Source organism: Janthinobacterium sp. DSP2-3-3, assembly GCF_049897325.1.
Taxonomy (GTDB): domain Bacteria; phylum Pseudomonadota; class Gammaproteobacteria; order Burkholderiales; family Burkholderiaceae_D; genus Janthinobacterium.
On the sequence record NZ_JAFCWA010000011.1, the window covers coordinates 39,121 to 51,472 of the forward strand.

The 12,352-nt window shown below is 58.3% G+C and carries 11 protein-coding genes; 6 read left to right on the top strand and 5 right to left on the bottom strand.

What is annotated here, in order from left to right:
- The first annotated feature begins 82 nt into the window (after positions 1-82).
- Positions 83-931: a DUF6216 family protein gene (locus tag ACP7DE_RS20805; RefSeq protein ID WP_426073868.1), complete on the top strand. Its 849-nt coding sequence runs from the start codon at positions 83-85 to the stop codon at positions 929-931.
- Between the two features lie 185 nt (positions 932-1,116).
- Here the strand turns inward: ACP7DE_RS20805 and ACP7DE_RS20810 are convergent, their stop codons facing one another.
- Positions 1,117-2,280: a Fic family protein gene (locus ACP7DE_RS20810; protein WP_426073869.1), complete on the bottom strand. Its 1,164-nt coding sequence runs from the start codon at positions 2,278-2,280 to the stop codon at positions 1,117-1,119.
- Between the two features lie 451 nt (positions 2,281-2,731).
- Between ACP7DE_RS20810 and ACP7DE_RS20815 the strand changes: the two genes are divergently transcribed.
- On the top strand, positions 2,732-3,793 hold the full coding sequence (locus ACP7DE_RS20815) for a GGDEF domain-containing protein (RefSeq protein ID WP_426073870.1): 1,062 nt from the start codon (positions 2,732-2,734) through the stop codon (positions 3,791-3,793).
- On the opposite strand, the gene ACP7DE_RS20820 is transcribed toward ACP7DE_RS20815, so the two are convergent.
- Positions 3,772-4,140 (bottom strand): hypothetical protein, encoded by a 369-nt coding sequence (locus ACP7DE_RS20820; protein ID WP_426073871.1) that lies wholly within the window; start codon positions 4,138-4,140, stop codon positions 3,772-3,774. The two genes, ACP7DE_RS20815 and ACP7DE_RS20820, sit on opposite strands and share 22 nt — an antisense overlap.
- A 188-nt stretch (positions 4,141-4,328) precedes the next feature.
- On the opposite strand from ACP7DE_RS20820, the gene ACP7DE_RS20825 reads away from it, so the two are divergent.
- Positions 4,329-4,751: a hypothetical protein gene (locus ACP7DE_RS20825; protein WP_426073872.1), complete on the top strand. Its 423-nt coding sequence runs from the start codon at positions 4,329-4,331 to the stop codon at positions 4,749-4,751.
- A gap of 171 nt (positions 4,752-4,922) precedes the next feature.
- Complete coding sequence (locus tag ACP7DE_RS20830) at positions 4,923-6,074, top strand: AI-2E family transporter (protein ID WP_426073873.1); 1,152 nt, start codon at positions 4,923-4,925, stop codon at positions 6,072-6,074.
- 1 nt (position 6,075) lies between these two features.
- Here ACP7DE_RS20830 and ACP7DE_RS20835 read toward each other — a convergent pair whose 3' ends face one another.
- The 3 genes from ACP7DE_RS20835 to ACP7DE_RS20845 form a co-directional block, all read right to left on the bottom strand.
- Complete coding sequence (locus ACP7DE_RS20835) at positions 6,076-7,809, bottom strand: methyl-accepting chemotaxis protein (protein ID WP_426073874.1); 1,734 nt, start codon at positions 7,807-7,809, stop codon at positions 6,076-6,078.
- 344 nt (positions 7,810-8,153) lie between these two features.
- Positions 8,154-9,761 carry a hypothetical protein gene (locus ACP7DE_RS20840; protein WP_426073875.1) on the bottom strand — a complete coding sequence of 536 codons (1,608 nt, stop codon included), beginning with the start codon at positions 9,759-9,761 and terminating at the stop codon, positions 8,154-8,156.
- A 40-nt stretch (positions 9,762-9,801) separates the two neighbouring features.
- Positions 9,802-10,716: a DMT family transporter gene (locus tag ACP7DE_RS20845; RefSeq protein WP_426073876.1), complete on the bottom strand. Its 915-nt coding sequence runs from the start codon at positions 10,714-10,716 to the stop codon at positions 9,802-9,804.
- A 104-nt stretch (positions 10,717-10,820) separates the two neighbouring features.
- Between ACP7DE_RS20845 and ACP7DE_RS20850 the strand changes: the two genes are divergently transcribed.
- A complete protein-coding gene (locus ACP7DE_RS20850; RefSeq protein WP_426073878.1) occupies positions 10,821-11,609 on the top strand; it encodes an AraC family transcriptional regulator in 789 nt (262 codons plus the stop codon).
- Positions 11,610-11,726: 117 nt separating this feature from the next.
- Entirely contained in the window at positions 11,727-12,326 is a 600-nt protein-coding gene (locus ACP7DE_RS20855) for a MarC family protein (RefSeq protein WP_070302926.1), read from the top strand.
- Positions 12,327-12,352: the final 26 nt, after the last annotated feature.

Here is a 12,352-nt window from a genome sequence, read left to right on the forward strand (position 1 = left end):
CCCTGCGGGTTGGCTTTTTTTATTTTTAAATGCTAGGATAGCAATATTTAAAAATGCACTTCTTAAATTAGGTTAAGCATTAATGGAACCATTTGACGCGTTACAAGGCATAGAGAACCTAACAAAATTCAGCGGCATTGCTGCGGTACTAGGAACCGTACTGCTGATATTTCTAGTTTGGCGCAGAACAAAATCGACCCATCCGTTAATGTCTATGCTTTGGAGAATCGCCGATGGAAAAAATAAATGCAGTGACAAAGAAATAAGTAAATTTCTCAGCACTCGATCCTCACTTATGCAATTTCGCTTTACAACAGGCATTCCAATTCGGCTTCATTCTCAAATTTCGACACTATTGCAATGGAGCAAAAATAACGAAGAAGATATTGGAGATATAGCTGGATGCGGAGGCTATTTTGATTTCGAAAAACCAGAGCTTATTGAAAATAATATACCTAAAACATGGTATGTCGGCATGCTCATACTGCTTGGAATTTTTTGCCTTCTCTTCTCTATAACATTGGGTATTGCTGCGATCCCCGATAAAGCATTTTTGCAAATAAAGAAAAGTGAAAAGTGGGTAATGGTCGATACGCAATTTGTAAAAAGATTTTCCCTATTTTATGATTTCCCTGCTTTTGGCACAGAAAACTGCGAAAAAAACAAATCCGACATAGAAAAAAGATCTGGGTTAAACAACAATGATATAAATTTGATGTGCAATCTTCTTAAAGACGAAAAGAAAATAAATTACCTAAAGGAAACTATCCGAGAACAAAGATTTATTTTTATTTTTTATATGGTATTCATATTGGCATTCCTTCCGTCCAACTACAAAGGAATATTCAATTATTTCATGGCTATTGCAATGAGGAATCGCCAAACTGCTCGAAATAAAGCCATCCGGGAACTTGAAGACTACTCCGTGTAAATTACGAGGAGACGGGGTCAGGAGACGGGGTCAGGTCCGCCATTACAGGAGACGGGGTCAGGTCCGCCATTACGACACGATCTCAGCCATGCCGACATTCAAACCTCTGCGCAATCTCAGCGCCAATACATCATCACGCAGCACATCGCTGGGGTTCCAGAGTTTCTGGACAATATCGTTGTCGTTCAGTAGCTTGTTTCCTGATTCAAAATGTTGATGTAAGCACCATAGGCATACACGCGGTTGCGTTTTTGGCCAGTCACTTCCTGCACCATGCCCAGCGTACCTGCCATGGCGTCGAGAGCCTTGCCCACCGTCGCGGCGGTCAAGCCGGTGGTCTTGCTCAAGGCAGCAATATTCAAGATGGGATGCGCAAACAGCGCATCGAGGATTTTCCTGGCCGACCCCGCCAAGCGCCCGAGTTCCGCCAGCCGCGCCTTGTCTTGCGCCAGCAACTGCGTCAGCGCCTGGGCCGTGCTGACGGCCTGATTGGCGGTGGCGGTGATGGCGTCGGCAAAGAACAGCAGCCACGCTTCCCAGTTGCCGCTGATGCGTACCTGTTGCAGCAAGCTGTAGTAGGTTTCACGATGCTGTTTGAAAAACACGGAAAGATACAGCAGCGGTTCCTGCAAAATACGGGCTTCCATCAGTATCAACGGTATCAACATGCGGCCGAGGCGGCCATTGCCATCCAGGAAGGGATGGATGGTTTCAAATTGCACATGCGACAATGCCGCCTTGATGATGGCGGCAGTCGGCTGCGGCACGTCGTTGATGAAGTTTTCCAGTGCCGCCCAGCAGTCAGCGAGCTGGTTAGCGGGCGGCGGCACGAACGTTGCCTCGTCGGCGCGATGGCCGCCGATCCACACCTGATTGCAACGAAATTCGCCAGGGCTGCGCTGCACGCCCCTGCCCGACGTCATCAGCACTTGATGCACTTCCGTCAACAATCGAAAACTAATGGGCTGCCCTTGCCGTATCCGTTCCACGCCCAGCGACATCGCCTTGACATAGCACGAGACCTCTTGCACATCATCCAGCGGCACGCCAGGCTGCCCTTCTATCTCATATAGCATCAGGTCGCTAAGCGATGATTGCGTGCCTTCAATTTGCGAAGACATGACGGCTTCCTTGCGCACGTAGCTGTACAGAAACAGCCGTGCATCGGGCAAGAGCGTGCTGATGGCATCGAGTCGTCCCAGTGCGATCAAGGCTTCGTCCAGCCGGCTTTGCAGCTTGCCGTTCAAGTCCAATCCCGGCGTGGGTGGCAGTGGCAAGGGTACAAAGGCCTGGCACGCCACACCACCGGCAATGGTCGATGTGTAGTTCCCCGTGAGTCCACGTTGCATAGGTTCGCTGAAGTTAAAATGAATGGAGGCATTATTTTAACTTAAAGAGAAAAATGAAATAATGAAATCCTTATTTTATGTTGCCGTAATCAAGCCGCCTTCGGCCACAGCACTTCCCCAAAGGTTTGCAACACTTGTTCCAACTTACCGTCCAACATCGCGTTAAGACGCGGACGATGCTGGCGGCGATATCCTGATTGGTCTTGCTGCGCCAGACGATTTGCAGCATGGCCTCGGTATAGCTGTGTTGATCGAGCAATAAGCGCACTTCCTTCATAATGTGGCGGCGGCAGGACAGTAGCTGCCGATTTCCTCGCCAGGATCACCATTCCCCCCGAGAAACCAGTACACTAGTTCCTGAGCGCAACTAATTTTGTGCGCGCGCCAAGCCGCCTGCCTTTGCCGGGAGGCGTCCCTGCCGCAAGGCTTGTTGTCTGCCTGGACAAATGCCATGTTCACTTCGCGCAGCCTGTCTCCTGCCTTGTATTACCTGTTCTTTTCAGGAGAACGGGAGCAGCAGCAGCGCTTTTTCAAGGAACTGCATTTCATTTCAATAGCCATCCTGACGTTTGGCCTGGCCTGCTGGCTGGTCACGTTCAGCCTCACCTTGCCGCGCGCCTCACTCGAACATGCGCATGCCGCGATGGCCGTGACGGGCATGGTGGTCGGGCTGGTGCTGACCAAGTATGCGAAGTCGCTGCAAGCGATCATCGTCAGCGGCACCATCAGCGTGCTGTTCATTGCTTTCGGCTTTCGCGTGCTGATGTTGGGCACGGAAGACCCCGCTTTCTGGGTATTGCCGCTGGGCGTGATGATCACCCTGACGACGGCGCCGATCTTTAGCGGCATCGCCTATTACCTGGGCGTATCGCTGGGCGTGTGGGCCATCCTGGGGCTGGGACAGTTTCCCGTGCATGCGGGCCAGGCCGACCAGCATTGGCCCGTGCTGGCCGTTACCATCAGCGTAATCATCGGCCTGGCGCTGAATATCTATTTTCTCGTCTTGCGCATACATAACTACCGTGCCCAGCGCGAACTGACGACGATGGCCTACAAGGATGGTTTGACCGGGCTCAACAACCGACGCATGTTTACCCAAAGCGCCCGCGTCTTGCAGCGTACGGCGCACACGCCCGCGTATTTTTTAATGATCGACATCGATGACTTCAAGCAAATCAACGACGTGTACGGCCATGACGTGGGCGACGAAGTGCTGAAAAAAATCGCCGAAGTGATCGCGGGGCTGTCGGGCGAGCATCTATGTGGTCGTCTGGGCGGCGAGGAGTTTGCCGTCATTTACCTGGGCGAAAAGAACGCGGCCTGCGCCTTTGCCGCGCAACTGGTTGACAGCGTCGAGGCAGCTTTCGTGCCGGAACGCAAGGTGTCCGTCAGCATCGGCATGGCGGAAATGATCAAGGAAGCGGACTTGTCGCACAGCTACCGGCGTGCCGATGAGTCGCTATACCAGGCCAAGAAAAGCGGCAAGAACCGCTACGTGCTCAACGCCGCCTGAACATCGCCGTCGGGCGTGGCATCGAGCAGCGCCAGCAAGGCTTGCGGCGAAATCTTCCAGGGATCGCGCTGCTTGGAGTCCACCTCATCCCAGCTGTCCTGGGCGCCGATCTTGAGGATAGTCAAGGGAATGTCCTTGCTTTCAAAGAACGCCAGCATGCGGCGAATCAATCGGCTCACCTTGGCGTGCTCATCTTGATACAAGGAGCAGCTATAGAAACAGCCCTTCTCTCCCATGCGCAATTTCCTGGCCACGCCGAGACGCGAGTGGACCACATACTTGTGCAAGAACTCGCTGACTACCTCATCGTCAACGGGAATACTGCAGGAAATGGTGATCTGGGCCATGGCAACGGGGGACAGTGATTCAATAGCCAAGCTTAGCAGAAAGCGATTTATTCCTGAAATGCTAAGATCGCGGCGCGCGCATGCCGTGCTGACCTTGTTTTTGCCAGCGGGCGCAGAGGACGAGATGGCCGCGCCGCTGCTGGTGTGCCGCAGAGGCTGCGCCGGCACAGCGGCAAAGCATTGCTGCGGTGGAATACATCACGACCCGCCCCGGCCAGCCCGGCTGGGAGCCGCGCGACGTGCCACCCGGCTTTCCCGCCAGCTTGCTGCACCTGCTGCTGCCGAATGCGGAACTCAACAGCAGTTTCAGCGGCGGCAAACGCATCGCACCGGCCGGCCTGGCCGGCTTGCCCATGCGCACGCCCACGGAAGCGGCCGAGGCGGGCGACGAGCCCATGCCCGATGCCTGCATCACCCTGCGCAGCTATGCCGACTTCCACTGGGTGCTCAACACTTACGCCAAACTGGCCAAGGGCGCGCAAGTGAAGGGGCATGACGACAAGGTCGTGTTCACCGGCAGCGATACCAGCGGCCGCTACACGGTGACCTTGCGCGAGCCGGACAAGGAAAACGGCGTGTTCATCACCGTGGCCAGCTGGCGGGAAAAATAGGCCGGAGGGGAGTTCGGACAAGGGAAAGCATTGCCATTACGCACAGGAGCATGGCATTTTGTCATTTTGCGGTATGATTTCCGGCCGTGCGGCGCTGCCCGATTCCTGCCTTGCCCACCCAGTCCGTTAAGCCAGCCACGCTTGCGTAACATCCTGCCCTAAGGAATTCATATGTTCGGTTTTAACTTGCGCGTTGCCAAGATGGTGTGGACGGCTTTCCTGATCGCCTTCCTGCTATTTCTCACCTACAAGGTCTCGTCAACCCTGATCGTGGTGGTCTTTGCCATTTTCTTCAGCTACCTCGTGTATCCGCTGATCGGACTGCTGGAACGGTATGGACCGAAGCGCCTGCCGCGCACGGCCGCCATCGGCATCGTCTTCCTGGTGGTGATTTTGCTGGTGGCGGTGTTGGGCTCGATCTTCGGCGCGCGCATCGAGGAGGAAGCGATCAAGCTCAGCGATCAGTTGCCGACTCTGCTCAAAGGCAACAACTTTGCCGAGCGCATCCCTTTGCCGGAATTCATGGAACCCTTGCGTGCGCGCCTGCTGTCATTCATGCAGACACAGCTGAGCAGCGGTACCGGACAAGCCATGCCGCTGGCGAAAGAACTGGGCTTGACCGTCATGCATGCGGCAAGCAACCTGATCTATCTGGTGCTGGTGCCCGTGCTGAGCTTTTTGCTGATCAAGGAAGGCCCGGACATGCGCGACGGCTTGCTCTCCTTGCTGAACCGCCCGAACAAGAAACTCTGGGGCGCCATCATCGATGACCTCGACATCTTGCTGTCGCGCTATGTACGCGCCCTGCTGCTATTGTCGATCGCCACTTTTGTGTCTTACAGCATCGCCTTTTCCCTGATGGGTGTGCCGTACAGCCTGCTGCTGGCGGGTGCCGCCGCCCTGCTGGAATTCATCCCGTTTGCCGGTCCGCTGGCGGCCGCCATCATCGCCGTTGTCGTGGCCGGCTTCAGCGGCTTCGAGCACGTGTTCTGGCTGATCGGCTTTATCGCCGCCTACCGTTTGTTCCAGGATTACGTGGTCAACCCGTACTTGATGAGCGAAGGCGTGGAAGTGAGTCCGCTGATGGTCATCGTCGGCTTGCTGGCCGGCGACCAGCTGGGTGGCGTGGTCGGCATCTTCCTGTCCGTACCCGTGATGGCGGCCATCAAGATCGTCTTCGTGCGCGCCCGGGCGGCCTTGCAGGCACGCCACGATGCGCTGGAAAAAGCGGAACAAGCGGCAGAGGAAGCGCGCGCCCAAGCCTTGGCCGAGGCGGCGCTGCTGCAGGAACAGGGCAGCAAGGCCACCCTGCCAGCGCAGTAACTTAGAACTCTTCCCACTCGCCGCTGTTATCCGCGGCGGGCTTGGCCGGACGCGGTTTTGCGGCAGCGACAGGTGCTGCCGCGGCGCGGGACGGCGCCAGGCGCAATGCGGGGCGTTTCAAGGCCGTGCTGGCGGCGGCCACGACAGGCTTGCGCAAGGCAGGCTTGGGTGCTGCCGGGCCGCTATGGTTGGCGTCGAGCTTGAAGATGCTGACCATTTCGGCCAGCGCCGCCGCCTGCTCCTGCATCGACTCCGAAGCGGCTGCCGCTTCTTCCACCAGGGCCGCATTCTGTTGCGTCACGGTATCCATTTCCGCCACGGCTTGATTGATCTGGCCGATGCCCAGTTCCTGCTCACGGCCGGCGGCGCTGATTTCGCCCATGATGTCCGTCACGCGGCGGATGCTGGAAACGATCTCGTCCATCGTCGTGCCCGTCTGGCTGACCAGCGTGCTGCCGGCGCCCACGTTCTGTACCGACGCTTCGATGAGCACCTTGATATCCTTGGCGGCGCTGGCCGAGCGGTGCGCCAGGTTGCGCACTTCCGTGGCGACGACGGCAAAGCCACGGCCTTGCTCGCCGGCACGCGCCGCTTCCACGGCCGCGTTCAGGGCCAGAATGTTGGTCTGGAAGGCGATGCCATCGATCACGCCGATGATGTCGGCGATCTTTTTCGACGATTCGCTGATGGTGCCCATGGTCTCGACCACTTGCGCTACCAGCGCGCCACCCTTGACGGCCACGTCCGAAGCGGAGACGGCCAACTGGTTCGCCTGGCGCGCATTGTCGGAATTCTGCTTGACGGTCGAGGTCAGCTCTTCCAGCGACGAAGCCGTTTCTTCCAGGCTGGAGGCTTGCTGCTCCGTGCGGCTGGACAAGTCCAGGTTGCCCGAGGCGATTTCATTGCTGGCCGTGGCGATGGCGCCACTGCCGTCGCGCACGCCGCGCACGGTAGTCGACAGGCGTTCCTGCATTTTCTGCAAGCCCGTCAGCAAAGCGCCCATCTCATCGTGACGCGTAATGACGATGTCATTGGCCAGGTTGCCGTCCGAAATGGCGTCGAAATGGCGCAGTGCCTGGTCCAACGGGCCGAAGATGGCGCGCAGCAGCAAGATGCTGGAAATAATGGTCAGCAAGGCGCCCACTACCATGCCGATGATGGCCATGGTCACTTGCGTGCGGTAACTGGCTTGGCTGTCCGCATACATTGCGGCGGCAGAGGTGGCCTGGAATTGCGTCAATGTTTCGGCTGCCTGGTCCAGCGTGCGGTAGAGGGGCGAAAGGCCCGTCATCATCAGCTTGTCCGCCTGCTCGATATTGTTCTCGCGCAAAGCCTTGCCCATGGCCAGCACGCCATTGTTGATATAGTCGCTACGCTTCTTGTCCATGTCGTCGGACAGGCGCTTTTCTTCCGCGTTTTGCGGCAAGGCCAGGTACGCCTTCCAGGACTTGCTCGACGCTTCCAGGAATTGCTCGGAGCGTGCCAGAGTCTCCTTGGCATCCGGCGCATCCGGGTGCACCATCACGCGGTCCATCGTGAAACGGGCACGGCCCAGGGCAATTTGCGACTCGCCGATGGCTTGCGTCGATGCCAGCTGATTGCTGTAGACCTCGTTGAGAGTATTGTTGGCCGATTTCAAGCTGATGATACTCATGACGCCCAACACGGCGATCAGCAAGCCCAGCACACTCATGGTGGCAATCAGGCGCATTTTTATTGTTATATTTGACAGCATGCTATTTTCCTTGGTAAGGGCGCAACCATGCTTGCGCATGCCGGACGGAAGCACAAGCGCCAGATGGGCGGGACAGTTCTTAATTGTTCAGGACAAAATTCGGTCGACGGAGCGTTACTGGCGGCTGGGGGAAGGCGGCCCGCTCATCATCGTCAGGAGTGAAATACAGGGCAACAGGGTTGAGGTTTCCTGTACTTTTAATTTCCTAACTGCAAGATACAGGGAAAAATTACCAGTAGCAACATCCAGCATGGATTTTCACGCTTTGTAACAAGCGGATGATGTTTTTTGCGCAGAACTGGCATTCCGCTGTCGTGCGCGGTCGCGCCGGAATGCCAGGTATGTTAATAGACGGTTTCTTCGATGAGCTGGCCATCGTCGCGGAAAGACTGATGCAGCCCCACCTTCTTGCCCATATTGTAGGCACCGATCTGACTGGGCTTGCCGTTTTGGAAATTCTCAATGCTGACGCCATGCAGCACGCCCTTGTTCCAGTTGCGGTGAAATTGCGGCAGTTCGCCGTCCGGATAAAACAGGGTTTCCGCGCCATCGCGCTTGCCGTCGGCAAAGGTACCCTGGTGACGCCGCTTGCCATCCGGATAAAAACTTTCCATCATGCCATCGAGCACGCCCAGGCGGTAATGCTCGACCAGTTGCAGCTGGCCATCGGCCGCATATTGCTCCAGCTTGCCATCGGGCTTGCCATCGAGCATGGTCAGCACTTGCCTGCCACCGTCCGGCGTCGCCTTCTTCCACGGCCCCTGCTTGACGTCATCGACGTAGTTACCGCCACCGCCAGGTTGGATCCACTGACCCTGCTTCTTGCCATTTACATACTGTCCCTGCCATTGCACCACGCCATCGATGCGGCGCTCGCTGGGTCCATTCAAGCGGTCTTTCACAAAATGGTCATAACCGGTGAAACTGTGCATGTCCGCTGCACGCCATTCGGCCACGCCCGGGCTCACTTCCCAACGGCCCGTGCGCTGGCCTCGCTGCATCATGCCCGTCGTCGTTTCATCGCCGCTTTCATACGTCCATGGCCCTTCTGCCCTGTCGTCGACAAAGGCGCCAAACGAGCGGATGGTGTTCGGCTCTTCGTAATGCCATACGCCGGTACGCTTGCCCTGCGCATACTGGCCGCGGGCAAGCACGCTGCCCACGCAGCAGTTCACCTCGTATTCGATGAATAGCCCATCCTGGCTGGCGGCAAAGCGCTGCGGCTGCGTTTCCCAGGTGATCCACTTGACGTGGTAACTGGGTACGCGGCCCCCTTGCCTATCCTTGCCCAGCAAGTAGGTGACGGTAAGGAAATGGCCCTCCTTTTCCTGGAAGGTTTTTTTATAGGCAAACGCGGGCGCTTCCGTTGGCTTGCCCGGCAACAACTCACCATCGATATTGAAATAGCCGACCAGGGTGCCATGCGCATGCTCGATGGCGTCGAACTCGGCCACGCCCGAGGGCGCGTACGCGATGCTGTAATCGATCAGCTGCAGGGACGCCAGCGCCGCGCGCACCCGCGCTTCATCCATGGCGGCGGCACCGCGCACGATGGCGTCCAGCGCGGGCTGCAAGGTGGCCACCTTGAACATCTTGCCGCCGCTGCGTTCGTAGCGGTAGGCATGCAAACCATAGGCATTAGCACTGCGGCTGAGTACCAAGGTGGTCTCGCCTTCGCTGTCGAGGTCAAGCTGGAACACGGCTTCGATGCTGGCCTTGCCGTATTTATCCAGGTTCATGCGCTTCTCGCTGCCTTCATTGCACTGGCAATAGTAGCCGTTGACCTCGCCATTTTCCCGCAGGAAGGCCAGCACCACGCCGCCATCGCGGCGCTCGACGGCGCTGCCGGTGGCCATGGGTGCGCCTTCATAAAAACGCGCCGCCTGTGCCGGCGCCAAGGCGCCCAGCGCCAGCAGCGCCGCCATCGTGCTCATCAAAAATGTTTGCCGCATGCCAACTCCACTGCCGAAAAGCACCATTATGCATGGCCGTTCAGGCAAGACCGGACACGCCAGGACGCCGGCGCCACAGGGGCCGCTGCACCGTCTGCGCCAGCAGCACGCCCAGCAGCGAGATGCCGCCGCCGACCAGGTGATAAATATGCATGCTTTCGTGCAGCCAGACGATGGCCAGCAAGGCCGTCAGCAGGGGCAAGAGGTTGACATAGATGCTGCAGCGGTTCGGCCCCAGCAGTTTGACACCTTCGATCCACAGATAGGACAGCACGATGGATGAACCAATGCCCGCATAGCCGATCAGCGGCAAGGTGGTGGCATCCAGCCTGGCGCTGCCGGGCGGCAGCAGCAGGAACAGCGGCAGCATGCAAGCCAGGGCCGCCAGCGCCTGGCAATAAATGGATTGCCAGGCAGGAATGGATAAACGCCAGCGGCGCAGCAGCACGCCGTACAGGGCAAACACCAGGCAAGCGAGCAGCATCAGCGCATCACCCGCGTGCACGCCCTGCTGCAGCAAGGCCAGCACATCGCCGCGCCCCACCAGGTACAGCAAGCCGCCGAACGACAGCACGCCGCCGGCCGCCATGCCCACCGTCAGGCGCTCGCCCAGCAGCAGCACGCTGAGCAGGGCCGTCATCAGGGGTGCCAGTGCCGTGACGATGGCCATGTTGGTAGCCGTCGTCGATTCGGCGGCGCGGTAGGACAGGCTCTGGAACAGCGCCATCGACATCACGCCGCACAGGGCTAGCTGCCACCACTGGCGACGGATGGCGGCGCGATTGCGCCACACGGGCCGCGCGATAAACGGCGTCATCACCAGCAAGACCAGCACCAGGCGGTAAAAGGTGATGGCCGTGGGGGCGATGCTGGACGCGGCCAGCTTGGACACGACGACGTTGCCGGCCCACAGCAGCATGGCCAGAAACGGATACAGATAGGCGCGCACAGGCATGTGTAGCTCCGGGAATAGTTACGGGGGGAACCATCATGCCGCAGGTGCGCCGCGCCTTCTCGCGCTAAGATGTCTGTACCTATCGCAAAACTGACCTTATTTGTATGGATTGCACCTCCCCCGCCTTTCAGGAATTGCTGCCCGTCACGGCGCGCGCCATGGCGCTGGCCGTCGACTATGCGCATGGCCGCGTGATTTCCGTGCACCGCCACACGCATGCACAGTTGCTGTATGCCATCGAAGGCGTGATGACCATCGAGGCGCAAGGCGGGCGCTGGGTGGTGCCCCCCACGCGCGGCGTGTGGCTGCAGCCCGGCATCGCGCACCAGGTGCGCATGAGCGGCGCCGTGAAAATGCGCACCGTCTTCATCGACTGCGCCAGCTCACCCCTGCTGCCGCGCCACAGTTGCGTGCTCGACATCAGCCCCCTGCTGCGGCAATTGATCGTGGCGGCCGTCGACATCGCGCCCGATTTCACGGAAGGCAGCCGCGACTGGCATCTGCTGCAATTGCTGTTGCACGAGCTCGACAGCTTGCCCGTGCTGCCCCTGTATTTACCGTTACCCGTGGATGCGCGCCTGCGCGGCATCTGCGCGCGGCTGATGGCGCAACCAGGCGAACAGCAGACGGTGGCGCACTGGGCGCAGGAACTGGCGATCACCGAGCGCAGCCTGCACCGTTTGTTCCAGAAACAGACAGGCATGCGCTTTGGCCAGTGGCGCCAGCAGGCGCGCCTGCTGCGGGCACTGGAACAATTGGCGCATGGCAGCAAGGTCATCGATGTTGCCATGGACAATGGCTACACCAGCCAGAGTGCCTTCAGCGCCATGTTCAAGAAGCATTTCGGCACCACGCCGACCGCGTTTTACCAGGCAAAAGTCATCGCAGCGTAAAAAAAATGCTGCTATGCATCAATAATCATGGGAGATAGTCTCCGCGCTTGTTATCATCGCAAGCCTTATCGCACCGCGCCCATCCTGGCAGCGGTGTTGACCTTATTTCACGCCACCATGACACAGAATTTCTTCCAGACTTTTATCCTGCTCTTGCTCGTCACCGACCCGTTCGGCAACGTTTCCCTGTTCGTCAATGCCCTGAAACGGGTACCGGTCGAACGGCGCTGGAAAGTCGTGGTGCGCGAATGCATGATCGCCTTCGGCATCTTGCTGCTGTTTATGTTCTTCGGCCGCCATTTCCTGAACGCCTTGCAACTGTCGGAAGTAGCGCTGCGCATCGGCGGCGGCGTGATCCTGTTCCTGATCGCCATGCGCATGGTGTTTCCGCAGCCCAACGCCGGCAATAGCGACCACGAGATGGGCGGCGAACCGTTTATCGTGCCGCTGGCCATCCCTGCGCTGGCCGGCCCGTCGGCACTGGCGACCGTGCTACTGTTTTCCTCGCATGAAATGAACGAAGTCATCGCCCACGTGGCGGGGCTGACGGCCGTGGCAGTGGTCTGGCTGGCCGTCTTCCTGTGCGCCGAACGCTTGCAGCGGGCGCTCGGTCCAAGGGTCATGACGGCATTTGAACGGCTGATGGGCTTGATTTTGACGGCGATGGCCATTGAAATGTTGCTCGCTGGCATACGCGCGTTCCTGAAATCCGTTTAATTTATTCAGCTTACTATTGTCATTCA